Raw genomic sequence first — 25,245 nt, forward strand, 5'->3', positions numbered from 1 at the left:
GAATGCTCAGAAGATTTATGAAAACCGCTGCGGTGGCCACCTCGGTGCTGGCCGCATCCGCACTTGCCGCCACCGCCGCAGACTACACCCTGCGCGCCACCGCGAACTCGAACGAAAATGACGAAGACTACGATGGTTTGATCGTCTTCAAGAACTATGTCGAGGCCGCATCGAACGGCGCGATTGAAGTCGAGTTGTTCATTGGCACCCAGCTTTGCTCGAACGGTGCTGAATGTCTGCAGGGCGTGGCAGATGGCACCATCGACATCTACATCTCAACCTCGGGCGGCGCGTCGGGCATCTTCCCCTATGTTCAGGTACTGGACCTGCCCTACCTGATGGCGGATGATCGCGTGGCCGAGCACGTGCTGTCCGGCGATTTCACTCGCAAGATGCGCGAAATGGCTCTTGAGGATTCCGGTGGCGCGATCCGTCTGATGACCATCGGCAACACCGGAGGCTGGCGCAACTTTGCCAACACGCAGCGTCGCATCGCCGAGCCTGCCGATATGGAAGGCCTGAAAATCCGCACCGTAGTCGCCGACCTACCACAGGAACTGGTCAAAGCGCTGGGTGCGTCGCCCACCCCGATCCCGTGGCCGGAACTGTTCACCAGCTTTCAGACCGGTGTGGTTGAAGGCTCCAAGAACGGAATCACGGACATCATGGGGATGAAATTCCCCGATGCGGGTCTGCAATACGTCACACTGGACGGCCACGCCTATATGGGCGCGCTGTGGTGGATGAACAACGCCAAGTTCCAAGAGATGCCCGAGGACATGCGCCGTGTCGTGGTCGACGGATTCTACGCGCTGCAACAGGCGACCTTTGCCTCGCCCAAGCGCAAGTCGATCCAGGCTTATGAAGATTTCGTCGCCGGTGGTGGAGATCTCTATGTCCCGACGCCCGAACAGAAGGCTGCCTTCAAAGAGGCCGCAACCCCTGTCTATGAGTGGTTTCAGACCAATGTGGGCCGTGGGGATGAGGTGTTCAACGCGCTGACCGAGGCAGTCGCCGAGGCGGAGGCCGACATCAACGCCTCTCGCGATGCGGACCTGAACTAAGCGAACAGGGCCGGGCGATGGCGTCCGGCCCTTACCGAAACGGGTACATCCACCCTTTGTAGTCATTTACCAAAACATGCGCCCTTTCGATCTGCTCCGGCGACATTTTCTTGACCACTTCCTCAAGGCTGATCGCCGCGTCGGGATCGCCGCCAATGGCGCTGAGCGTGTACCACATATAGGCCCTAACCAGATCGGGCGCGGGCATTCCCAGACCCAGTTCATAGTACCAGCCGATACCCGATTGCGCGCCCGGGTGCCCCTTCATCGAGGCGCGCAGATACCATTCAAACGCGCGTTCGTAATCCTGTTCGACCCCCAGCCCAAGACCGTACATGACGCCGATCAACTCCTCGGCCTCGGCATTGCCGGACCGTGCCGCTGGCAGCAGTTCTTCGCGCGCGGCTTCAAATTCACCGGCTTCCATCATGTCGCGGGCCTGTTCCAGTTCGGCCAGCGCCGGAGATGCAAAAAGACAAAGGGCAAATACAAGCTGGCGCATGGGGTTTTCTTCCTGTTCGTCGGCGCGGCTGCGGCACAGGACTTGCCGCGCCCGCTGACCGATGATGACTTTATCCTCTTTGATATGGAACAGGCCGCCATCGGTCATCAACTGTTTTACGATCCCATCCTGTCGGGCAATCAGAACATCGCCTGCGCCCATTGCCACCACCCGGATTTCGGCACCTCCGACGGGTTGTCGCTTGGGATTGGGGAAGGCGGACAGGGGCTGGGGCTCGAGCGCACACCGGGTGTCGGTGCGAATAAAATCCGCAAGCGCATTCCACGCAATTCGCCCGGTCTCTGGAACCTTGGGGCTAAGGACATTCACACCGTCTTCCACGATGGCCGTCTGAGTATCTCGGACGTTTACAGCAACGGTTTCAACTCACCCGCGCAGGAATGGATGCCTGAAGGGTTGAACTCATTACTGGCTGCGCAAGCGCTATTTCCGCTAACCTCGCAATTCGAAATGGCCGGAAATGTCGGCGAAAATCAGGTGACCGGGGCGGTTGCCGACCGGATTGATCTGGGCTGGCCGATCCTTGCCAAACGCGTGCGCACCGATCCGCGCTATGGCCCTGCGATGGTCGCCGCCTTTGATGAGGTCATCACGACCGAGGACATCACGATCACCCAGATCGCGAACGCGCTGGCCGCGTTCATGGCCTTTGAGTGGCGCAGCACGGACAGCCCGTTCGATCAATATCTTGCAGGCGACGCCAACGCCCTGACACCTGCCCAAAAGGACGGGATGGCCTTGTTTTTCGGTAAGGCCCAGTGTTCCACCTGCCATTCCGGTCCGTTGATGTCAGATCAGAAATTCCACGCGCTGGCCTTGCCGCCCTTTGGTCCGGGCCGTACCCGGCAATGGGACCCCTACGTGCGCGACGTCGGTCGCATGGGGGAAAGCGACCGGCTAGAAGATGCTTATCGCTTTCGCACGCCGATGCTGCGCAACGTGGCTCTGACCGCGCCTTATGGACATAACGGCGCGTTTCCCGATCTCGAAAGCATGATCCGCCATCACCTGAACCCGGAACGCAGCCTGTCACAATGGACCCACGACATGGCGGCTTTGCCCAAGGTACCCTGGCTGCACAAAGCCGATTTCTTGGTCTGGGATGACAAGTTGGAAATGGACCGGCAGCGCAGCAAGATTGACATCACTCCGCTACACCTGTCGGACGCCGAAATCACAAAGCTCGTGGCGTTTCTGAACGCACTGACCGGGACGAGCGTGGACACGCCACCATTCGGCGTGCCCGACAATTTCCAACCCTAAGAAAAACCCCGCACGTGGCGGGGTTCTCGTTACTCTGCGGCTTCCTCATATTCTGACATGGGCGGGCATGTGCAGACGAGGTTCCGATCCCCATACGCATTATCGACGCGGTTGACCGGCGACCAATACTTGTCGACACCCATGGAACCCGGAGGGAAACACGCCTGTTCCCGGGTATAGGGGCGATCCCAGTCGCCGACCAGATCACGCACCGTGTGGGGGGCGTTTTTCAGCGGGTTGTTTTCCGCGTCGATCTTGCCGTCGATGATGTCCTGCGCCTCGGCCCGGATCGACAACATCGCGTCGCAGAAGCGGTCCAACTCAGCCATCGGTTCGGATTCGGTGGGTTCGACCATAAGGGTTCCAGCCACCGGCCAGCTCATCGTAGGCGCGTGGAAGCCTGAATCGACCAGACGTTTGGCAATGTCATCCACGCTGACATGGGCTGCCTCGTCCAAGGGCCGGGTGTCGAGGATGCATTCATGCGCCACACGACCCGACTCGGACGTGTAGAGGATCGGATAGGCCTCCTGAAGACGCGCCGCGATGTAGTTGGCGTTCAGGATCGCCACTTTGGTCGCCTGCGTCAGACCCGCGCCACCCATCAGCAGCACATAGGCCCAGCTGACCGGCAGGATCGACGGCGAGCCGAAGGGTGCCGCCGAGACCGGACCGACGGCGGTGCCGTATTCCGGATGGCCGGGCAGGTGTTCCTCAAGATGCGCCTTAACGCCGATCGGACCCATGCCGGGGCCGCCGCCGCCATGCGGGATGCAGAAGGTTTTGTGCAGGTTTAGGTGGCTGACGTCGCCGCCGATGTCACCGGGACGCGACAGGCCCACCATGGCGTTCATGTTGGCCCCGTCGATATAGACCTGACCGCCGTGATCATGGGTGATCTGGCAGACCTCTTGCACGGTGGTCTCGAACACGCCGTGGGTCGAGGGGTAGGTGATCATGCACCCGGCCAGATGATCTGAATGCTTCTCGGCCTTGGCGCGGAAGTCGTTCAGATCAATATTGCCATTCTCATCCGATTGCACCGGCACCACCTGCCAGCCCACCATCTGCGCCGAGGCCGGGTTGGTCCCATGCGCCGAGGTTGGGATCAGGCAGACATTGCGGTGCCCTTCGCCGCGCGCGAAGTGATAATTGCGGATGGTCAGCAGGCCTGCATATTCACCCTGCGCGCCCGAGTTAGGCTGCTGGCTGATCGCGTCATAGCCGGTGATTTGGCACAGCTTGTCGTTCAGATCGGCAATCATCTCATGATAGCCCTGCGCCTGATCTTCGGGGCAGAACGGGTGCAGATTGCCGAATTCGGGCCATGTGACCGGGATCATCTCGATCGTTGCGTTCAGCTTCATGGTGCACGAGCCCAGCGGGATCATCGCCCGGTCCAGCGCCAGGTCGCGGTCGGCCAGACGGCGCATATAGCGGGTCATTTCGGCTTCGGCCCGGTTCTTGTGGAAGATCGGGTGGGTCAGATAAGGCGTCTCGCGCAAGGCGTAGTCCGGCAGGCGATAGGCAACGTTAGAACTGTCGTCCTGACGGTCGATGCCGAAGGCACCCCAGACGGCCTCGATGGTTTCGGCGCGGGTCTGTTCGTCCAGGCTGATGCCCACTTTCGTCTCGCCGACCTTGCGAAGGTTGACGCCACGGGCCACGGCAGCCTCCATGACGGTCTTTTGCAGATGGCCAACCTCGACCGTGATGGTGTCAAAGAACACTTCTGGTTCGACGGCAAAGCCGGCATCCTCCAGCCCAACGGCCAGACGCGAGGTTTTGCGATGTACCGATTGTGCAATCGCCTTGATGCCATCTGGGCCGTGATAGACCGCATACATCGAGGCAATCACCGCCAGAAGAGCCTGCGCGGTGCAGACGTTCGAGTTCGCCTTTTCACGCCGGATATGCTGCTCGCGGGTCTGCAGCGCCAGGCGGTAGGCTTTGTTGCCGCGGCTGTCGATGCTGACACCGATGATCCGACCCGGCATCGCGCGCTTGAGCTTGTCGGTGGTCGCCATATAGGCCGCGTGGGGCCCGCCATAGCCCATCGGCACGCCGAACCGTTGGGTCGAGCCGATTGCAATATCCGCGCCCATCTCTCCGGGCGATTTCAGCAGAGCCAGCGACAGGATATCGGCGGCGACAATGGCAATGGCTTTGTGTTCATGCAGGGCCGCGATTTCCGATGTGAAGTCGCGCACATGGCCGTGGGTGCCGGGATACTGGAAGATCGCGCCAAAGACGGCACCGGCCTCCAGTTGGTCAGGATCGCCCACCTGCACGTCGATGCCCAAAGGTTCGGCGCGTGTTTTGATCACGGCGATGGTCTGCGGGTGGCAGTTGCGGTCGACAAAGAAGGCGGCGTTGTTGGCCTTGGACCGGCCACCGCGTTTGGCCATCGCCATAGCTTCGGCTGCGGCTGTGGCTTCGTCCAGCAACGAAGCATTCGCCACGTCCAGCCCGGTCAAGTCGCTGACCATGGTTTGGAAGTTCAACAGCGCCTCAAGACGGCCCTGGCTGATCTCGGGCTGATAAGGCGTATAGGCGGTGTACCAGGCCGGGTTTTCCAGAATGTTGCGTAGGATCGGAGCGGGCGTGGTGGTGCCGTAATATCCCTGCCCGATCAACGAGGTCAGAACCTTGTTCTTGCTCGCCACCTCTTTCATGTGGAACAGCGCGTCCCGTTCCGTCATCGCCGGACCCCAGTCCAAGGGTTCCTTCTGCCGGATCGCGGGCGGGACGGTGGCGTCGATCAGTTGGTCCAGCGTCTTGAAGCCGATCACCTTGAGCATATCGCGCATCTCGGTCGGGCTGGGTCCGATATGGCGACGGTTGGCAAAGTCATAGGCTTCGTAGTCAGTCAGTTTGAAAGCCATGTGGTGCGCTCCTGTCGGGTAGGTCAGGCCCGGCGGCGACTGCGGGAGCCTCCGGCGGGGATATTTTTAGCCAGATGAAGGGCGGATCCGTGCAAAGATCCGCCGTGGGTTTAGCCAATGAAGTCTTTGTAGCCGGCCTCATCCATCAGATCTTCGAGCTGCGATGCGTCGGTGATCTTTATCTTGTAGATCCATGCCTCACCTTCGGGGTCTTCGTTCAGCGCACCGGGATTGTCGGCAAGCGTTTCGTTGACCTCGACGATCTCACCATCCACCGGAGCGTAGAGTTCCGAGGCCGCCTTGACGGATTCGATTACGCCGATCTCGCCGTCTTTTGCGAATTCGTCCCCAACTTCCTGCTGTTCCACAAAGACCACATCGCCCAACTGTTCGGCCGCGTGTTTAGTGATGCCCAGCGTTGCAGTGTCGCCGTCAACGTCGATCCACTCGTGCTCTTCGGAATAATAGGTTGCCATCTTGTCTCTCTCCTGACTTCAACGCTTGTAATTCTGGGTAACGAAGGGCAGCGCCACGATCTGTGCGGGTTGCGGTTTGTCCCGGATTATCAGATTGACGGTCTCGCCGGGTGCGGCATGGCCCGCGGACACATAGCCCATCGCAACCGGGCCACCCACAGTGGGGCCAAACCCGCCGGATGTGATCTGACCGATTGTGTTGCCTTCGGTACATTGGATTTCAACGCCCTGACGGGCAGGCGCGCGGCCCTCGGGCTTGATGCCCACCAGCCTGCGTGCGGGGCCATCGGCCAATTCCCTTTGAATGCGGTCAGCGCCGGGGAAGCCGCCCTCTTGCTTGCGGCGCTTCTGGATGGCCCATCCTAGCGACGCTTCAATGGGTGAGGTCATCTGGTCGATGTCGTTGCCATAGAGACACAGCCCGGCCTCCAGCCGCAGGCTGTCGCGCGCGCCCAAACCGGCAGCTTCGCAATTGTCATGTGAAAGAAAGGCGCGGGTGATCTCGATGGCCTTGTCCTCGGGGATCGAGATTTCATACCCGTCCTCGCCAGTGTAGCCCAGCCGCGAAATACGACACTCGGTGCCCATGATGTCCGCCACGGTGGTTTCCATGAATTTCAGATCGCGGGCGGCGGGGCAGAGGTCACCCACCACATCCTCGGCCTTGGGGCCTTGAACGGCCACCAGCGCGCGGTCGAAGATCTCGATTACTTCGACACCGTCCAGATTGGCCTGCATATGTGGAATGTCCTGATGACGCAGCGCGGCGTTCACGACGACAAAATAATGATCGCCCGCATTCGACACGATTAGGTCATCCATAATCCCGCCTTCGGCATTCGTGAAAAACCCATAACGCGCCTTGCCCTCTTTCAGGGTCGCAAAGGCTTGGGGGCACAGCGTTTCCAGTTTCTCACCCACACTCTCGCCACGCAGGATCACCTGCCCCATGTGGCTGACATCAAACACGGCCGCCTTTTCGCGGCACTGCTTATGCTCGCCCATAATCCCCAGCGGGTATTGAACCGGCATCTCCCAACCGGCGAAATCGACCATCTTACCGCCAAGCTCGACGTGAAGATCATATAGCGGAGTACGCTTCGGTGCGTCAGTCATATCCGTGACCTTTCCAATCCCGTTGTCAGTCAATGCTGTGCAAAAAGCAATGGTCACCCGACCATTCGGCATACAGGGGCATACAGCATTTTTGTAGCGTATAGGAAACTTTTTTCCGTTACGCAACACCCGCCATGCACGAAATGTATCACGACCGGTTCAGCATTAAGCAAGGCATTCTGACAAATAGAATTATTTTCAAACACTGGCCCAACGGCTCTGGTCCCGACCGGTAACCTGCCCTAAGACTCCGCCCAAGAGGGACGGCCATGTCACATATTACACTGGTGCGTCACGGCCAGGCGAATACAGCAGCACGTGACGAGGCAAACTACGACAAACTCAGCGATCTGGGTCATCAGCAGGCACGCTGGCTGGGTGCTCATTTACAAAGTACACGCGCACATCATCCGCGGGTATTTTGTGGAACGCTCACGCGGCACGTGGAAACCGCCGCCAGCATGGGCTTGCCGGAACCAACGCGGGACGCCCGGTTGAATGAGTTAGAGTATTTCACCATTGCCAAGCTGTTCGAGGAACAGCACGGCATTGCAGTTCCGACCGACCGCGAGGAGTTTGTCGAGCATCTGCCGCGCACGTTCGACGCATGGGCCAAAGGACAAATCACAGGTGCGCCAGAAACCTTCGAGGAATTCGAAAGCCGCGTATCTGGTGCGCTGCGTGATATCGGCACGGAAGGCGGGCCTGCGATTGTGGTGACCTCGGGGGGGTTGATCTCGATGGTGGTGCGGCAGGCAATGGGGCTAGATATACCTTCCATGGCACGCGTGGCTCTTGCCATCATGAACACGTCAATGCATCGTCTGCACCCGATCGGTGCACAGCTTGCCCCGGTGCTGTTCAACGCAGTTCCACACCTGGAAGCCCCAGACCGGCAATTCGCCCAGACCCACCTGTAACCGGAGGCTCAGATGCAGCTTTATTACGCCCCCCGCACGATCTCGATCGCTGTTGCCATAGCTCTGGAAGAGGCCGGGCTAGAGTATGAGGCGATCAAGCTGGATTTCCCAAACGGCGAACAGACCAAACCCGCCTACAAGCAGATCAATCCCAAGGGCCGCGTGCCCGCGCTGGTCGTTGACGGGGGCATCCTGACCGAAACCGGTGCGCTGCTGGATTACATCGCCACTGTGGCTCCGCAGGCCGGGTTGATTCCGTCTGACCCGATTATGGCCGCGCGGATGCGCGAGGTGATGTATTACCTTGCCTCGACCATGCATGTGAACCACGCCCACAAGGTACGAGGTGAACGGTGGGCCGACAAGGAATCCAGTTGGAAAGATATGCAGGGCAAGGTCACACAAACGATGACGGCCTCTTGCGAATACATTTGCTCGAACGGGCTGCGTGGGCCGTTTGTACTGGGGGATGAGGTCTCGCTTGCGGATATCTACCTTTATGTGGTGTGTAGTTGGCTGGAGGGCGACGGTGTTGATGTGTCGGCCTTTCCCAAGATCATCGCATTTCGCAAGGCGATGGAGGCGCGGCCTTCCGTGCAGGCGGTACGCACTGCCGGAATGCTTTGACTAAAGGAACTGACATGACACATCTCTGGGTCCGGGCGGAACAGCGCCCGAACGAGGAACGGGTCGGACTAACCCCCGAGGGTGCCGCCGCTCTGATCGCCGCAGGTATCCGCGTGACGGTCGAGGAAAGCCATGTCCGCGCCATCCCATTGCAGGGCTACAAGGATGCAGGCTGCGAGATCGCGACTGAGAATTCATGGCCGGACGCCCCGCTGGATGCGATCATCTTCGGCCTCAAGGAACTGCCCGAAGACGGCACGCCCCTGCCCCACCGCCACATCATGTTCGGCCATGCCTATAAGGGGCAACATTCGGGCCGGGCGCTGCTCCAGCGATTCAAGGCCGGGGGCGGCACGCTGTATGATCTGGAGTATCTGGTCGACGAAGACAGCCGCCGGGTTGCCGCCTTTGGCTATTGGGCGGGGTATGCGGGCGCGGCAGTCACGCTGAAGACATGGGCCGCGCAACAACGGCGGCAGGAATGCCCTCCGGTCGGAGTGTATCCGAACAAGGACGCTCTGAACGCCGAGCTGCTTGCCGAGCTGGACGCCACGGGCACCCGCCCCCGTGCTATTGTCATAGGCGCGTTGGGCCGCGTCGGCACGGGTGCTGCGGATATGTGCGAGGCGATGGGCGTTGCCGTCACCAAATGGGACATGGCCGAAACCGCCAGCGGTGGGCCATTCCCTGAAATCCTTGACCATGACCTGTTCCTGAACTGCATCTTCGCGCGCCCCGGCACGCCGGTCTTTGTCCCGCGTGACGCGATGAGCGCACCGCGCAACCTGACCGCCATTGGCGACGTGGCGTGTGACCCCGACAGCGATTACAACCCGGTGCCGGTCTATGACCGCGCAACCACATGGGAAGCACCCGCCCTGCGCGTGGCGGCCGATCCAGTGATGGACGTTATGGCCATTGACAACCTGCCGTCGATGCTGCCCGTCGAAAGCTCGGAAGACTACGCCGCACAACTGTTGCCCTCGCTGCTGACCCTGACCGATCTGGACAAAGGCGTCTGGGGCAGGGCCGAAACAACCTACAAAACTCATATGAGAGGGATCTGAGCGATGACGATTCACTGGTGTGGCACCGGCCTGTCGGCCATCCCCGGCCTGCGCCGCCTGATCGAGGGCGGCCACAAAGTCACCGTCTGGAACCGGACCATCGACAAGGCCCGCTCCGAGGTCGGAGACCTGACCGACGACATCCGCGCCTTTGACATCGACGCGCTTGGCGCAGTGCTGGAAAAAGGCGACGTGATCGTATCCATGCTGCCTGGCGACTGGCACGTTCCTCTGGCCGAGCTGGCGATTGCGAAGGGCGCGAATTTCGTCTCGTCTTCTTACATCGCACCCGAAATGCGCGCGTTGGACGAAAAGGCGCGCGAAGCCGGTGTCGCCCTGATCAACGAAGTGGGTCTGGACCCCGGCATTGATCACCTAATGGCGCACGCGCTGGTCGCCGATTACCGCGCCTCGGACGCGTTTGATCCGCAAAACCACCTGAGTTTCATTTCCTATTGCGGCGGCATCCCGAAGAACCCCAACCCGTTCCGCTACAAGTTTAGCTGGTCGCCTCTGGGCGTGCTGAAAGCCCTACGGTCACCGTCGAAGTCGATCCGTGACTACGCACCACTGGACGTCGCCCGCCCGTGGGACGCAATCACCAGCTACATCGCGCCTCTGCCAACCCCGGAAAGCTTCGAGGTCTACCCCAACCGCGACTCGCTGCCCTTCATGGCCGAATACCAGTTCGAGGATCACTGGCCGATCAAGGAATTCGTCCGCGGCACCTTGCGCCTGAATGGCTGGGCCGATGCCTGGTCGGACGTGTTCACCGAAATCGAAACCCTGTCCGGCCCTGAAGGCGACGCGCGCCTGAAAGAAATGTCGGATCAGTTCTGGGACGAAAACGCCTATGACGAAGGCGAGCCTGACCGCGTGGTTCTGTGCGTGGGCCTGAAGGCCGAAAAAGACGGCTCCGAGGTCTGGCACAAGACCTATGTTATGGATGCCTGGGGTGACGAACGCGGAACCGCAATGGCGCGACTGGTGTCTATCCCCGTGTCTCTGGCTGTTGAGTCTGTGTTGAATCGCGAAATTCCTGCCGGCGTTCATGCCGCCCCCAGCGATCCTAAGCTTGTGCAAAGCTGGATGTCGGAAGTCGACAAACTGGCTCAGCACTTGCAAGTAGTGACACATTCGACGGACGCCGTGTCCTGAGGGCGCGTGTTCGGGCAAGTAGCACTACAGGGAATTTTTGCGCTGGGCGCGTCTTCCTCCTATCCCCGGGGGGAACCATCACATAGTAATAGCCGCAGAAGTGGCTATTACTGAGCTGATTTGGCAGGGCTTGGCGTATAGAACTGGAGGCCACTTGGAAGTGATTGAGTTCGTTGCGTGAGACGAAACACAAGCGGTTTCAACCTATTGTCGCCCTCCCGGCGAAGCAATTACTCAGCAGTCAGATCGGTTCGCATCAATCTAGTAAGGGGGCCGTGGCCCCGGTGGGGCCGCGTAAGCTCCGACTAACGACGAGGTGAAGACGTTAAGCGATTGATCTGGTGGCTCAATTGTAGTCTGAACGGACTGCTTTGAAAGTTTCCGACCTGGTTGCGGGAGCAGGATTTGGCCTTCATCGAACAACCGTCCTTCGAAGAAAAGGAAAGTAGACTACATCTCGAAACACAATCTGATGCTCCGAAGCAACCCAAGTGTCGAAAGCGTCCAAGCGACCGACCAGCAACTGCTCTTCACAATAAAGAAATCCAGCGTTCTAATAAATTCGAAACCGCAGGCAAGCTGCAGTCCAAGGGTTCTTTGGCTCAGCGGTCAATTCTCTTGATCTGATTTGGCTCACTAAGTATCGAGCCACTCAAAAAGGAAGCCACACCGCTAACATTGGCTCAACGAATTACATGAACCGAGCACCTGGCGTGATGCACGACTCTGTTTGCAGTGGAACCTAAAAATATGTCCTCAAAACCAGGCTTGTGCGAAGCCAAGACGATGCAATCCGCATCACTCTCATTTGCGAAGTCGACAATAGCCCTACCCGCGTGCCCAGAGATGAGCCGAGCCTTCGCGCCTGGAATTTCAGAAGCAGTTTGATGCAGGTTTTCCAGGATTTCATGCCGCGTTTTGGCAAGTACTTCGCTGGGAATCTGAGACCCTACATACGCCGGAATTGGTTCTTGGACGTGTATCACGGTGAATACAGCGTCCGCATCAGCCAATTGGCGCGCGGCTTCAAACGACGCTTGTGTGTCGTGTTCTTGGTCCAGAGCAACCGGGATCAGGATATTCTTGTACATTTGACCTCCTATCTACTGCTCCGATGATTCCAGTTTGGTTCCTCGGCAGCAGGAAACCTATACAGGCTCGGACTTTGAAGATTTCCCCGCGCTCTTTGTAGCGGCTACAACCTCATCAACTGTTTTCTCAACAGCTTCAGCTTCGGTTTCAGCGACATAAGATGCACAACGGGACACGGTTTCGAACCATTCCTGAGCGTCAGCAACCAACCGCTCCGCCGAATGGCGCTGCCACTCCGCCATGCTCTGAACGGCTTTAGAGGGATCGGACGGGTGCGCGGAAGACACATTGCGCGCAGCTTTTAGAGCCGTTCGGACCGCCTCATGACGCCGTTCGAACCAATGCTGTGCAAAGGCCTCTGTTTCTTCGAGCAATTTTTCTTGTGCGTCCCAAAACTGTTCGATCTGGGCGCCGAAGGCCGGATTACCAGACATGGGCGGCTGCAATTGCTTGAAAACATCCACAAGTGAGGTCGGGCTATTTGTGCTAGATTTCTTTCTCGGCATCGAAAATTCCTCCTCATTTCCTGAATAAGCTATTGTGCCACCTGCGGCATGCTTTCGCCTTAATACAGATCAATTACCCTTATCTTTAGCACTCTCGGCTTAGACCGCGACAGGGCGCTCGCATTCTCTCCGACACCGGTTCCTAGCAGGCAGGGTTGGAGTTAGAGTAATCTAGACAAGAACTTAACGCTTGGTTTTCTATGCACGTTGCCGGCTTTCTGATTACCCTTGGTGTCCTCTTCCTTGCCGGATTGGCGGCCGATCAATTTGGCCGGGCCACGCATCTTCCTCGTGTTACAACCTTGCTTTTCCTCGGTCTGATCGCCGGGAACGCCGGAATAGGGTTGATCCCACTCGACGTTGCAATGTGGTTCGACGAGATATCCATTGTGGCCTTGACGATGGTCGCGTTTCTTCTTGGAGGATCTTTGACTCGCGAGAACCTGGTCCAGCATGGCCGAGCCATTCTGACGATTTCGGTTTCAATCGTGGTGGCAACCCTTGTTATTGTGTCTGCCGGACTGACCGCAATTGGCGTACCCTTCGGGTTGGCGTTGGTGCTGGCGGCAATTGCTACGGCTACAGCTCCGGCCGCAATGACAGACGTGATCAATCAATCTGGGGTGTCCAACAGCTTCACCGAGACATTAAAGGGCGTCGTCGCAATTGATGACGCTTGGGGTCTGTTAGTTTTCAGCATCGCCTTAGTTCTGGCCGGTCATTCGGATGGTTGGGCCACAGTCACGACCACGGCGATTTGGGATTTCGGAGGGGCTATTTTGTTGGGTTCCGCACTAGGCGTGCCATCCGCTTACCTGACTGGCCGCTTGAAACCGGGAGAGCCAATGCAGGCAGAAGCAGTGGGAATAGTCTTTCTTACAGCGGGCCTCGCGCTTTGGCTGGAGGTTTCATTCTTGGTCGCAGGCATGGTTGCGGGCGCAGTGATCGGGAATCTTGCCCGCCATCATGATCGTGCTTTTCACGAGATCGAACATATTCAGTGGCCGTTCATGATTTTGTTCTTCCTACTGGCTGGCGCCACGTTGGAAATTGAAGCCTTCGGTTTGATGGGCTGGGCTGGTGCTCTTTTCCTAATCTTGCGTGCCGTGGCCCGCCTTGTCGGAGGTTACTGCGGAGCAAAACTGGGCGGCCTGCCTCGCCGTCAGACCCGCTGGTACGGTCCCGCTTTGTTGCCACAGGCTGGTGTCGCGGTAGGTATGGCCCTTGTAGCTGGAGAACAATTTCCGCATTGGGCCGCGTCGATCATGGCCTTTACTCTAGCCAGTACTGTGGTCTTCGAGGTGTTGGGGCCGCCACTGACTCTCATGTCAATCAAACACACGGCTGACACGGACTAGCAGATTGGTCAGTGACTATTCAGACTGGATCGACTCAAGGAAGGCGAGCAAATTCGCCAACGGCAGGCCTACCATCATAGGTTGCCCATTAGGTAGAGCCACTGCGATTTGTTGGTCTGTCTCAAACACCGCGCCAAAGATTGGCATTTCGCCGCCATGGGCGAGCAATTGTGAACGACCATCAATCTGTTCAGCTATGCGAACTATCGGAAATACACCGTCGTTTTCGCCCGCCAATTTGGTTAGGTCGGGTGTTCGAATAGCCAGCATTTCGGCCATTGGTCCGTCTCCGGTCGCTTCGAAACCGTGACATTGCCAGCAATACGTCCGGTACAAATCACTTCCCTCACTGACGCTGACCTCCTGCGCTATTGCAGGTCCCGTGAACAACAGTGCCAGTAAAATCCCGCGAACAATCTGCATATGCTCCTCCAATTCGCTGCCCCGGATGAAGATCTTATTAAACGGTGTAGCTAGGGAACGTCTTTGACCTTGCTCATGTTGTTCGCACCAGTACGAACATTGGCGTTTCAGTCAAATAGCGTTTGAGCGCGCGCCGAATCTAATCCAGCCCGGCCTCCAACTACGCCACCTCGTCATCGACCCCACCACCCTTGCGCCCAGACGGCACACCTTCCAATGCGTTCAAATGCCAACGAATTCGCCAGAGGTGATAAGACACGCGATGCAACCATCTGAGGGCATCCAAGCGAGCCCAGACCACTTCATCCGGCAGACTGTCAGTCGCAGCGTCGGAGATGAGCAAGTCTCTGCGAAGTTTCCTCTGTCGCCGCAGAAAACGGCGAACGCGGTTCAGCGAACTTTCACACTTCACTGGATTGTCGACTTCCAAGTAACCATCAGTTGCTGCAATCATCACCGAAGCAAGCCGTTTCAAACGCCGGTCTTTTGGTAACTCGCTTATCCGATCATCTTGGCTACACCGGTAAAGCAGCCGGTCAAGATGATCGAGGATATGGTACATACCCTTGATGTTGGATAACTCTACATCGGACCTGCTGGACGGTTCTATCTTGTCTAGGTACGAGCGCGCTTCGGATACAGCAGTCTCAATGTTCTCCCGCCCATAGTCGGCTCCGCTTGACTGCGATACCTCAATACATGACCGAAGGTGCGCCACTTCGGCCCTTACAACACGTTCGACTGCAGCTTTTGCTGCATCCACAGCTATTTCCGGCATCCCGAGGACGAGAGGATCCAAAGATCTCGTTAACTCAGCACCTCTGTCGGGTACAAGCGCCTCGACAAATCTAGCGAAGGGTTTCGCGAACGGCAAGATCAGCGCCACGCCTATGGCGTTGAAGAAACTATGGAACGCGACAAGCGCAGTCAGAGAATTTCCTGCCCCCGCCCCGCTTACAAAGACCGAAGTAAACGGCCCCAGCAGGAAAAATGCCATTATACCCGTCATCACGTTGTAGATCACATGAGCAAAACCGGTGCGGCGAGCCATAGTGCCCCCACCAAAGGTGGCCAGAACAGCGGTGAAAGTCGTCCCCACGTCCATTCCAATGACAAGTGCCGCCGCTTGAGGGAAGTTCACAGCACCAGCGCTTAACGCAGCCAATGCTGTCGCGACGCCAGCGCTCGAAGACTGCGTCACCATCGTTATCAGGACGCCGATCAATACAAGCTTCAGCCTGCCTAGCAGTGTATCTGGAGGAAAATCGGCAGGGGTAACTACGCCGCGAAACGCGTCAAGCCCGGACTTGAGCTGCTCGATCCCAATGAAAATCAAACTGAACCCGGCCAACGCCAGTCCGAGGCCGGAAACTGTTTTTCTTCCCGAAAGCGCCAGCAAAGCCCCAATAAAAACAACTGGCAACATCACTTGCCCCAAGTCTAACTTGAACCCCAAGAGCGCGACGAGCCAACCTGTCATGGTCGTTCCGATATTGGCCCCAAAGATGATCCCAAGCGCTTGGGGAAACGTGAGCAGACCAGACGCGACAAATCCGACGGCCGCAACTGTGGTCGCACTGGAAGATTGGATTGCAGCTGTCGTGACCGCGCCTGTTACGGCCCCGGTAAACGGTGTCGACGTGAACCGGCCCAAAATATCCCGCAGTCGCGCCCCTGCCAAAGCCTTCAATCCGTCCGTCATCAACAGCATTCCGACAAGGAACAGGCCGATGCCGCCCAAGGCTGGTAACAGGTTCCAAAACATCACGAATAGCTTTCCACCCTAAATCTCACACCGACTAACACGTTTGCTTTGCCTTTAAGTTCGACGACAAACGACAGTTGGTTTGCGTTCAGCCTCGCAGACCCGACGCCGCGAGTTGATTGACATAGATCAAAGCACCAATACGAATTACATAGTGAAATTCGAATGTTTCAACATATTCTACGTTCACCGTCCTGTCCCCAAGTAAACACAAAGGTGAACGGAATTTTGAAGGAGTGGAGGTTCCACCCACGGGGGCTCGGCAGGAGTGATGGCGAGCCCCCAGTTAGTTGATTGGCGCCCAATGCGCCCAGACGTTGAGACACAAGGCATTCGGTGCAGCTTTGACCAAAGGATTAAGTCGCTGCGCCAATCGAGACAAAAAGAGAAGGACGCCACTGACGACGTTCGGAATGGGCAGTTGGCGGAAATCACTTATGAACTCTGTTGATCCAAACGAACAGAAACTCAGACGGGCCCTTACTACCCCGTTGCTCACGCTTTATGGCCTTGGGGTAACGGTCGGAGCTGGCATTTACGTTTTAGTCGGTGCAACAGCAGACATTGCCGGACCGTTTGCGGCGTTGTCGTTTGTTGTAGCTGCGCTCGTCGTATCACTCACCGCGCTTTCGTATGCAGAACTCGCAACTCGATTTCCTGTCAGCGCAGGTGAAGCAGCCTATGTTGAGGCGGGATTTCGGAAAAACTGGATGGCGGTTTTCGTTGGGCTCGCGGTGGCAGCCTCGGGCGTTATCTCCGCTTCTGCCGTTGCAATTGGCGCAGCATCATACCTTCACGCTTTGACCGGTTTTGCGATCCCTTTTTTGACTATCAGTGTTGTTTTGATCATGGGTCTAATCGCGCTTTGGGGGATCACTGAGTCGGTCTTTGTCGCGGCTGTCATCACGATCATTGAGATCGCAGGTCTTCTTTTTGTGATTGGCTGGGGCATGTCGATCCAAGATCCGCAGGGATATGGGATCAGTTCGATGCTTCCGCCGCTGGAACTCGACGCGTGGAGAGGCATTTTCGCAGCATCACTTCTCGCCTTCTTTGCATTTGTTGGCTTTGAGGACATGGCCAATGTCGCTGAAGAGGTTAAAGACCCTGTGCGCACCATCCCAAAAGCGATTATGCTAACGCTCGTTCTGGCAACCGTGTTGTATCTTGGAACCTCAATGACCGTTCTACTTGTTGTTCCGATCGATGTTCTTTCGACGTCCGCAGCACCCCTCGCGCTTGTGTTTTCAAACGCCCCCGAGGTGATTAAACAGGGCTTTTCCGCAGTCGCGATTGTGGCGACAGTCAACGGAGTACTGATCCAGGTGATCATGGCCTCGCGGGTGATCTACGGACTAGCTGACCGTGACCATTTGCCGAAGGTTCTGGCGATAGTCCCTAAAGCAACGCAGACACCAGTAGTTGCTACTTTGCTGGTCGTGGCGATCATCGTACTGCTGACTCAAACTTTACCGATTGGTACTCTGGCAGAGCGCACATCCCAGATCGTTCTGGGTGTCTTTGTACTTGTCAACATTTCGCTGATCCTGCTGAAGATGCAGCCGGACGAGGCTGCCAAGCACTTCCGCGTTCCTCTTATGGTACCGATCCTTGGGGTGATCACCAGTGCATTGCTTTTCGGATCTGGATTTCTCTAACTAAATACAACGACCCAAAGGCTTCCACGAGCTACCACGGCATATGACGACTGACCAAACTTCCATAGGATCAAAACTCTCGGCCTGGTGGCATAGAACGTTTGTGGATCTGGTTCAGCAGCTGCAATGGTCCTATCTGCCGCCATTGATGGTCTATTTTGCGGCCGGCGTGTCCGGCCTGACCTCAGTCGTCGGCGCTTTTTTCCTGAAAGACTACCTCGATTTATCCGCCTCTTTCGTTGCAGGACTCGCGTTTTGGGCTGGTATCCCGTGGATACTCAAAATGCCGCTTGGTCATGTCGTGGACCTGTTTTGGCGCTGGAAGTCCCTGCTGATCTTGTTCGGCGCATCCCTGATCACGTTATCTTTGCTCACCATGTACGGCCTCGTGACCGCACCTGCGCAGATGTCCAGTTTCATGCCACTGGAAGACTGGTATGTTGTTGCCTTGCTCTTGGCGCCTTCGGGCTATGCCATTCAGGACGTTGTTGCCGACGCCATGACGGTTGAGGCGGTGCCAAAGGTTGACCCAAACGGCCTACCATTTTCGCCTGAAGAAACCCGTGCTCAGCACACGACGATGCAAACCTTGGGCAGAGTTTCCATTATTTCCGGGTTTGCCGCGGTTGCAGCTGTAAACATCTGGATTTTCTCTGGAACAGAGGACTTGCAAAAGCCCGATCGTCTTACACTTTATGGCCAAGTTTACCTGATAGCTCTGGCTATCCCTGTATTGTCCGTAAGCGGCGTCGTCCTTCACAGCTTGATCCAGCGTCAGCGTATAAGATCGGGCCACCCGCCCTACAAGCCGGATGAAGTCACCGAAGTCAAATGGTCCATATTGCTGGGCGGCCTGGCATTCGTTGTGCTTAGCATCGTGTTGGGAACCGCCGATTTCGAGTTTGCGCAAGAAACAGTCTTTGCGGTTTCTCTAACGGTGATCCTGTACCTCATGTCGCGCCTACTCAAAGAGCTGGAACCGGCCCAAGTCAAAGCCTTAATCGGGACAGCGACAATCATTTTTGTTTTCCGTGCCGTTCCTCTGCCGGGACCAGGCCTGACTTGGTTTGAAATCGATGAACTGGGGTTCGATGAACAATTCCTAGCAATTCTGGCTCTGTTAACTTCGCTGCTGGCGTTGTTCGGGTTAATCGTTCTCCGGCCGTTTATGGCCAATCGCTCCATTGCGCATGTGGTAGTATTGCTGACGATCGCCGCGGGCGTTCTCGCACTGCCCAACCTTGCCCTCTACTACGGTGTACATGAATGGACGGCGGCGCATACCGGCGGAGTTGTCGACGCAAGGTTCATTGCCATTCTTGATACAGCGGTTGAATCGCCGCTTGGGCAGATTGCCATGGTCCCGATGTTGGCTTGGATCGCACGCAATGCCCCAGTTCAATTGAAAGCGACCTTTTTTGCCGTGATGGCATCGTTCACAAACATGGCATTGTCGGCCAGCAGCCTCAGCACCAAGTACCTCAACCAGACGTACGTAATCACGCGCGCTGTCACCAACCCTGAGACCGGTGAGGTCACGTCCACCGCAGACTACAGTCAACTTGGATACCTGCTAATATGCGTGGCCATGATCTCAGTGATCGTTCCACTCGCTACAGTGTTCTTCGTTCAAAACTCACGCTTCCGAACGAGCGAATGATTACTGGCTTTCCACCTCTCCCAGCAGAACTCTGAGATGTGAGACCGGGACGCCGATGTTTGAACCACCAAACTCGGGCAGGATCGCAGCATTGATGGCAACGACCTCGCCCCGCCGATTCAATGCTGGCCCTCCACTCCCACCGGTCGTAGTCTCAGCGTCATAAACGATTGCGCTCCCACTCGTCCGCGCAACGATCCCCCGGCTTGCTAGCGGGTGGATCTTGCTTTGTGCTGAAAGCCGGGACGCTATCGACCAAAAATTCAACGTCCCCTCTGTTTCCAGTTCCTCTAGAAAGCCCGGACCAGCCTGCGCGATCAATGCTTTCAAACCCGTTGGATATCCCAACAGATAAAGCTCTTCACCCACGCGCGACGTGGCATCCGCCAACGGAATGCCGAGGCCCTGAACGCGACTTGTCTCAACTGCCAAAATCGCCAAGTCTGCTGCTTCACTGAACCGGACCAAACGCGCCTCTATTGGTTTCGTCTGATCAGGCAAATAGGCCAGCAGCCTCAACATCTCTGGCTCAAGGCCAGCGTCACTCAGCGCTTTTTCTCGGTTCCCCGAGGTCCAGGGCAAAGCGACATGGCGGTTGGTCGCCATCAACGGGACCCCAGCGATCAAAAACCCCGTTCCGGTGAACTGAAACTCTGCAGGTTCGCCGGTCCCGTCCGGTTCGATCCAAGGCTGACCAAACGGGGTTTTCAGGTTTTCTCCGTTCGGTCCCAAAACGTGCCGTAGTATCTTCCCGCTTTCCACGTGGCGCAATCCATAAGCTCCCTGAAGGAAAGCGACAGATCGAGTGGAGGCAGCTATCACTCGCGTGGGTGCCCCCGCCCGCTGTTCCAAGGTTCCAAGACGCTGCTCGGTCGACAGAATTTGGTTCTCAAAAGCGTCACGCAACGAAGCCAAGTCATCAGGCGTAAGTGCATCTTCTCGCGTCTGGGCAAGCATAACCGCGACCGCTTCGATCTTGCGGGACTCCTTTTCGATATTATCCGCCAAGCGCCGGTCGTTTTGGTAAAGCAGGTACCCAAACCCCGCAATCACAAGAAGCGTTGCAAGAACCGTGATCCTGAACAGTATCGTGGTTTGAGAGGCAAGCCGCCGCCCACTATCGCGCAAGGCACCAGACATCTTTTTGGCGAAGGGTCGACGGCTCGTTCGGGTGTAAGCATATGCATCGCTGAGGATATCTTCGACTGTGTGGTGTGCGGGAAATGAGTGATCGCACAATCTGTATCGAGACATGGGGCCCTTTTCGCCGAACTCGATCATGTCACCATGCCTAAGAGACGCCGCAGAGGCTTTTTGCCCGTTTACCCATACATTGCGCCCAACCGATGCGGCTATTGTGTAACCGTCGTCAGCCCACTGTAGTGTGGCAATATCGTTGTCATGGGGAGGCAGGTCATCTTTAGGTCGAATGCCTAACACCCTGCCATCACCAACAGAGACGGTCAGGGCTTTATCGACAAGCCAGTTCACGTTTCCGCGCGATGGACCTGTAAGGCTCTCCAGAAAGGCCCGCACCTCACCTTCACCACCATTCACTGAGGGTGTCATGTCGCTCACTTCTGGTTTGCGCATTGTGGCCCCCTATCCAAACGCGTGAGGGCATTCTACCACGCCGCAACACCAAACCCATGGTTTGACGCTAATGTACAAAAAATCACATTTAAACAAGCACCTGCGATGTTTACCGAATTCAACCCAAAACATCTATCAGACCGCAGTTCGAAGAAGGCCGATCCATGATCGGCCCTCTGCTTTGGCATTTTCAAGCCTCGTATCGAGCCAACTGACCGTCTATTTCGACGATACTTTGATCTTACGGCTTGGATCCTGAGGCTCAGTTTTCGGCATTTCGATATGCAGAACGCCCTTGTCGAATGTTGCTGAAATCTTGTCGATTTCCACAGTGTCTGGCAGCGACATGGCTCTGGAAAAGCTGCCATAGCTTCTTTCGCTGACACGCAGATCGCCCGTTTCGTCATGCGCAATCTTCTTCTGACCGCGCAGGATTAGCCTGCGATCCTTGATTTCAATTTCCACATCATCCTCTTCGAGCCCTGGCAATTCAGCCGTCAGGACAATCGCAGAATCCGTTTCTTGGACATCGATTGCAGGTGAAATCGCACCTGTCATGTCAAGAGACGGAAAACCCGTGCGTTGCGCAGCCGTTTCCATTGGTAGGAAAGGTGATCCTCCCCCGAAAAAACGCGACATCAGGGTTTCCATTTCACGCCGAAAGTTGTCGGAGAGCGGATGCGTTCCAGTGAAAAGTTGCGGGGATTTTTTGTCTTCTAGCATTTTTTGAGCCTCCTCCTTTGGTCTGATTTCGCGCGCGCAACATTATGATAGAAAAAGCCGTCAAGGACCTTGATCTTGCGCAAGCATGCAACCTCATCCTTCGCCAGATCGCACGCACCGGTTGAACGAACAGAAACGGGAAACATCGCCCACCAAGCTTGCCATGTCGTGGTGGATTTAACACCAATCTCAGTAGTCTTGATCGGAACCCCAGGTCAGCCTAGCGTTTATTTCGAATGAGCCCGAGCTGCCTAGCTTTAGCACAGTGGAGCGAAACCGTATGAAATGGCCTTATCTGGCGCTGATTTACGTTTTGCTGATATTGGCTCCCTTGGGTTTATCTTGGTCTCTGGGATGGCCACCGCGATCATTTCATCAAGAGCTCGCGTCCGGGCTTGGAATGCTTGCGTTTTCAATAATCTTAGTCGAGTTCCTGCTGTCTGGGCGGTTCAGGTTCATCTCTTCCGGCTTAGGTATGGATGTGACCATGCGGGTGCATCAGTTGATGGCGCGTACAGCACTCGGCTTTGCGCTGATACATCCGCTTCTGTATCAGGGTACGCCTTCTGGCGGACGCCGACCGTGGGATGAAACAAACCAAATTACGATTTCGACCGACTTTTCAGCGCTGGTATCGGGCATCGGCGCTTATTTTTTACTGTTCATTCTGGTCGCCTCGGCAATTGCCCGTAAATCCCTTGATTGCAAGTACGAGACATGGCGCCTCTTGCACGGGCTGGGAGCCTTGGTGATTGCGTGCCTGCTGTTGCACCACACGGTCTATGCTGGGCGCTACGGTGGGCATCCGCTATTGACGTATATCTGGCTTGCCCTGACCATTATTGCAGTTGGAACTGTGCTGTATGTCTATCTCGTTCGGCCTTTACGTCAGAGGAAAAGGCCGTGGCGCGTCATTTCTGTGTCTCGACTAACACCGAGGCAATGGGAGTTGCGCATCAAGCCAGATGGTCACAACGGACTAACCTTCGAAGCAGGGCAGTTTGCCTGGCTAAATGTCGGCCACAGTGCTTTCTCGCTGCACGAGAACCCATTCTCGATTAGTTCGGCACCAGCCGAAGGCTCCGAAGTTTCATTCCTGATAAAGGAACTTGGGGATTTTACATGCAGTCTCGGACAGATCGCCCCGCAAACCCGGGTCTATCTGGATGCCCCACATGGGAATCTGTCGATCAGCCACCGCCCTGAGACTGGAATTGTTTTAATCGCAGGTGGTGTCGGGATCGCGCCCATGTTGAGCATTATGCGTCAAGTTCGACTGAGTAGAACACAGCGCGATCTCAAGCTTATCTATGGCAACCGGGTGGACGAGCAGATTGTTTTTCGCCAGGAGTTGTCCAAAGAAGAAACAGTATTTGTTCTATCCGAACCGCCAAGGGATTGGTCCGGAGAGACAGGCTTGATCGACGGTCCCCTGTTGGATCGCAATTTGTCTTCTGAACAATTTGAAAGCTGGCTTTTTGTTCTCTGCGGCCCCCCTGCCATGATGGACGCCGTCGAAGATCATCTGATCGCACGGAGCACCGCGTCCCACCGGATTTTGTCTGAAAGGTTTGACTATGATTAGACTGCTCAGAAACCTGCCCACACGCAAACAGGTGAAGTTCGCAGTTTGGTGCATCAGTTTCATAGTCTTAATCGCTGTCTTGGCCTTCTCCTTACGGTAGCCAGGCAGACTGTTAAGCCTTGGCTAACTTCAAAACTATCAGTCGAAAAAGGCTGATTTGCTTGGAGATGTATGTCGTCGCGAACTTCCTCAAAAGACATAATCTGCGAGGACAGAAAAGTAGTTTCACAACTCTCCCAAGTAACGCCTTTGATGGAGATCAAGGGCAAAGCACCCCTCTTATTCATAATCAGCAATCTATTCAGACCGATTTATGGGAGGATCGGAATGACCGTACTCATCGCCTTCGCTACAGTTGAAGGCCAGACAGCAAAGATTGCGCGCTTCATCAGCAGTGTCGCGAAGAATGCCGGTTTCAACGCAAAGCTGATCAATACCGATGAAATGTCCAGCCACGTATCGCTTGACGATGTGGTCAAGGTTGTTCTTCTGGCCCCTGTCCACGAGCGTAGATACCCCGAGTCATTCGAGGCTTTTGTCGCTTCAAATAGAGATGCCCTAATGAAACGAAAGTCTCTCGTGCTTTCCATCGGTCTAAAAGCTGCGTTCGTGTCAGGTCGAGAAGAAGCGCGCGACTATCTCAACGAAATGCTAATGCGAACAGGTTTTGAACCAGATGCAACGGCGTTGGTCGCAGGCGCAGTGAAGCCGGAAAACTACGGGTATTTTGAGAGGGAGATCCTTAAGCACGTTGTCTTGCTTGGTCGAAAAATCGATCCACAAGATGGGGTGCGGGAATTTACTGACTGGGATGAACTGACGTCAATTGTGATAGATTTTCTTGGCGGAACCGGTCGGGCAAATCAACTTTAACCTCAAGCGAGTACTCAATAACAACTGGCTATTCCCGTATTACCCGATGAACGTACAGAGCTACCTATCCCAGCAAATCACAATCGCCAGTTTTCTTCATCAGTGTCCGAATACCACTGGCAACCTTGTCTGCTCCAACATTGCTTGCGTCGTTCCCCCAAATACCGACTGACGCAAATGGGAATGCCCGTAAGCGCCCATAACAACAAGGTCGGCCTCCAGTTCTCGTGCGCGTTCCTGAATGCAGTGTTCAATTGAATTCCCGCCGCACGGGAACTGCGACACAGTCACGGTGCAACCGTGATGGCTAAGCCATCCAGCTAGGTCAGTTCCGGGCACTTGACCTTCTACGTCATCAGGCGACGGCAAATCAAAACACCCAATTACAACTTCGTTGGCAGCCAGAAGAATGGGTAAAGCTAAATGCGCAGCCCTGGACGAAGGCAGGCTATCATTCCATGCCAAAAAAATGCAGTCGCGTTGGGCAAAAGGATCTCCATTTATCATCAGGGCGACCGGCGAATGGAACAATACTCCGTACGCGATCTTATGAAACAAATCGGGGTCTTTTCGCAACTCAGCGTCTAGAAAGGCGATATCAGAGCGATTGGCTTGGCCAGCCACAAGATGCTTCAACTCTGCTCCAGATCCCATAAAGGCAATTACATTTGCAGATACGCCCTGCCCGACCAGGAGCGCTTCAACTTCTGTGGCGCGGGACTTCAAGGCGGCATTTTTTCTGTTAAGAACATCCAACCAGTTTGAAGGAAGACCCGCCTCAACGAACCTGTTTGATCCATACTTTAGGTAAGGCAGGTTGGGTAAGTCCGCGATCAACACGCAATTCAAGTGACTGTTCTGGTTGCGGGAAGTTTCAGCGCATTCCAAAATCGACGCGTCGTCAGTATCA

At 56.2% G+C, this 25,245-nt stretch carries 22 protein-coding genes; 11 read left to right on the forward strand and 11 right to left on the reverse strand.

Features of this window, described 5'->3' with window-relative positions:
• The first annotated feature begins 2 nt into the window (after positions 1-2).
• A complete protein-coding gene (gene dctP, locus GOX73_RS15575) occupies positions 3-1,064 on the forward strand; it encodes a TRAP transporter substrate-binding protein DctP (RefSeq protein WP_171126429.1) in 1,062 nt (353 codons plus the stop codon).
• 31 nt (positions 1,065-1,095) lie between these two features.
• On the opposite strand, the gene GOX73_RS15580 is transcribed toward dctP, so the two are convergent.
• Positions 1,096-1,566 (reverse strand): tetratricopeptide repeat protein, encoded by a 471-nt coding sequence (locus GOX73_RS15580; RefSeq protein ID WP_170485844.1) that lies wholly within the window; start codon positions 1,564-1,566, stop codon positions 1,096-1,098.
• A gap of 42 nt (positions 1,567-1,608) precedes the next feature.
• On the opposite strand from GOX73_RS15580, the gene GOX73_RS15585 reads away from it, so the two are divergent.
• On the forward strand, positions 1,609-2,850 hold the full coding sequence (locus tag GOX73_RS15585; protein ID WP_171134998.1) for a cytochrome-c peroxidase: 1,242 nt from the start codon (positions 1,609-1,611) through the stop codon (positions 2,848-2,850).
• Positions 2,851-2,879: 29 nt separating this feature from the next.
• On the opposite strand, the gene gcvP is transcribed toward GOX73_RS15585, so the two are convergent.
• From gcvP to gcvT, 3 genes are all read right to left on the reverse strand, one after another.
• Positions 2,880-5,735: an aminomethyl-transferring glycine dehydrogenase gene (gene gcvP, locus GOX73_RS15590; RefSeq protein WP_171124632.1), complete on the reverse strand. Its 2,856-nt coding sequence runs from the start codon at positions 5,733-5,735 to the stop codon at positions 2,880-2,882.
• A gap of 110 nt (positions 5,736-5,845) precedes the next feature.
• A complete protein-coding gene (gene gcvH, locus GOX73_RS15595) occupies positions 5,846-6,211 on the reverse strand; it encodes a glycine cleavage system protein GcvH (protein ID WP_171124633.1) in 366 nt (121 codons plus the stop codon).
• 18 nt (positions 6,212-6,229) lie between these two features.
• Positions 6,230-7,327, reverse strand: coding sequence for a glycine cleavage system aminomethyltransferase GcvT (gene gcvT, locus GOX73_RS15600; RefSeq protein WP_171126431.1), 1,098 nt, complete (start codon positions 7,325-7,327; stop codon positions 6,230-6,232).
• Between the two features lie 269 nt (positions 7,328-7,596).
• On the opposite strand from gcvT, the gene GOX73_RS15605 reads away from it, so the two are divergent.
• The 4 genes from GOX73_RS15605 to GOX73_RS15620 are packed head-to-tail and all read left to right on the forward strand — an operon-like array spanning position 7,597 to position 11,099.
• On the forward strand, positions 7,597-8,247 hold the full coding sequence (locus GOX73_RS15605) for a histidine phosphatase family protein (RefSeq protein ID WP_171126432.1): 651 nt from the start codon (positions 7,597-7,599) through the stop codon (positions 8,245-8,247).
• A 12-nt stretch (positions 8,248-8,259) separates the two neighbouring features.
• Positions 8,260-8,874, forward strand: coding sequence for a glutathione S-transferase family protein (locus GOX73_RS15610; RefSeq protein ID WP_171126433.1), 615 nt, complete (start codon positions 8,260-8,262; stop codon positions 8,872-8,874).
• 14 nt (positions 8,875-8,888) lie between these two features.
• Complete coding sequence (locus tag GOX73_RS15615) at positions 8,889-9,941, forward strand: saccharopine dehydrogenase (RefSeq protein WP_171126434.1); 1,053 nt, start codon at positions 8,889-8,891, stop codon at positions 9,939-9,941.
• A 3-nt stretch (positions 9,942-9,944) separates the two neighbouring features.
• The gene (locus GOX73_RS15620) at positions 9,945-11,099 is read left to right on the forward strand and encodes a saccharopine dehydrogenase family protein (protein ID WP_171126435.1); all 1,155 of its coding nucleotides are present in this window, start codon (positions 9,945-9,947) and stop codon (positions 11,097-11,099) included.
• A 683-nt stretch (positions 11,100-11,782) separates the two neighbouring features.
• On the opposite strand, the gene GOX73_RS15625 is transcribed toward GOX73_RS15620, so the two are convergent.
• Both GOX73_RS15625 and GOX73_RS15630 read right to left on the reverse strand, forming a co-directional pair.
• Positions 11,783-12,190, reverse strand: coding sequence for a universal stress protein (locus GOX73_RS15625; RefSeq protein ID WP_171126436.1), 408 nt, complete (start codon positions 12,188-12,190; stop codon positions 11,783-11,785).
• A gap of 57 nt (positions 12,191-12,247) precedes the next feature.
• Positions 12,248-12,697: a phasin family protein gene (locus GOX73_RS15630; RefSeq protein ID WP_171126437.1), complete on the reverse strand. Its 450-nt coding sequence runs from the start codon at positions 12,695-12,697 to the stop codon at positions 12,248-12,250.
• A gap of 200 nt (positions 12,698-12,897) precedes the next feature.
• Between GOX73_RS15630 and GOX73_RS15635 the strand changes: the two genes are divergently transcribed.
• On the forward strand, positions 12,898-14,055 hold the full coding sequence (locus GOX73_RS15635) for a cation:proton antiporter (RefSeq protein ID WP_171126438.1): 1,158 nt from the start codon (positions 12,898-12,900) through the stop codon (positions 14,053-14,055).
• A gap of 15 nt (positions 14,056-14,070) precedes the next feature.
• Here GOX73_RS15635 and GOX73_RS15640 read toward each other — a convergent pair whose 3' ends face one another.
• A complete protein-coding gene (locus GOX73_RS15640) occupies positions 14,071-14,478 on the reverse strand; it encodes a c-type cytochrome (protein ID WP_171126439.1) in 408 nt (135 codons plus the stop codon).
• A gap of 160 nt (positions 14,479-14,638) precedes the next feature.
• Entirely contained in the window at positions 14,639-16,243 is a 1,605-nt protein-coding gene (locus GOX73_RS15645; protein WP_171126440.1) for a Na/Pi cotransporter family protein, read from the reverse strand.
• 437 nt (positions 16,244-16,680) lie between these two features.
• On the opposite strand from GOX73_RS15645, the gene GOX73_RS15650 reads away from it, so the two are divergent.
• The gene (locus tag GOX73_RS15650; protein WP_171126441.1) at positions 16,681-17,901 is read left to right on the forward strand and encodes an APC family permease; all 1,221 of its coding nucleotides are present in this window, start codon (positions 16,681-16,683) and stop codon (positions 17,899-17,901) included.
• Positions 17,902-17,944: 43 nt separating this feature from the next.
• Positions 17,945-19,561: a hypothetical protein gene (locus GOX73_RS15655; RefSeq protein WP_171126442.1), complete on the forward strand. Its 1,617-nt coding sequence runs from the start codon at positions 17,945-17,947 to the stop codon at positions 19,559-19,561.
• On the opposite strand, the gene GOX73_RS15660 is transcribed toward GOX73_RS15655, so the two are convergent.
• Positions 19,562-21,154 (reverse strand): trypsin-like peptidase domain-containing protein, encoded by a 1,593-nt coding sequence (locus GOX73_RS15660; RefSeq protein WP_171134999.1) that lies wholly within the window; start codon positions 21,152-21,154, stop codon positions 19,562-19,564.
• Between the two features lie 219 nt (positions 21,155-21,373).
• Positions 21,374-21,793 carry an Hsp20/alpha crystallin family protein gene (locus tag GOX73_RS15665; protein ID WP_170697089.1) on the reverse strand — a complete coding sequence of 140 codons (420 nt, stop codon included), beginning with the start codon at positions 21,791-21,793 and terminating at the stop codon, positions 21,374-21,376.
• A gap of 364 nt (positions 21,794-22,157) precedes the next feature.
• Here GOX73_RS15665 and GOX73_RS15670 point away from each other — a divergent pair, with 364 nt between their 5' ends.
• On the forward strand, positions 22,158-23,462 hold the full coding sequence (locus tag GOX73_RS15670) for a ferredoxin reductase family protein (protein WP_171135000.1): 1,305 nt from the start codon (positions 22,158-22,160) through the stop codon (positions 23,460-23,462).
• A gap of 327 nt (positions 23,463-23,789) precedes the next feature.
• Positions 23,790-24,335, forward strand: coding sequence for a flavodoxin domain-containing protein (locus tag GOX73_RS15675; protein ID WP_171126445.1), 546 nt, complete (start codon positions 23,790-23,792; stop codon positions 24,333-24,335).
• A gap of 99 nt (positions 24,336-24,434) precedes the next feature.
• On the opposite strand, the gene GOX73_RS15680 is transcribed toward GOX73_RS15675, so the two are convergent.
• Positions 24,435-25,245 (reverse strand): universal stress protein (locus GOX73_RS15680; protein ID WP_171135001.1); only part of this gene is annotated, 811 nt, incomplete at its 5' end.

Origin of the sequence: Ruegeria sp. HKCCD7221 (assembly GCF_013031225.1) — a bacterium.
GTDB lineage: Bacteria > Pseudomonadota > Alphaproteobacteria > Rhodobacterales > Rhodobacteraceae > Ruegeria.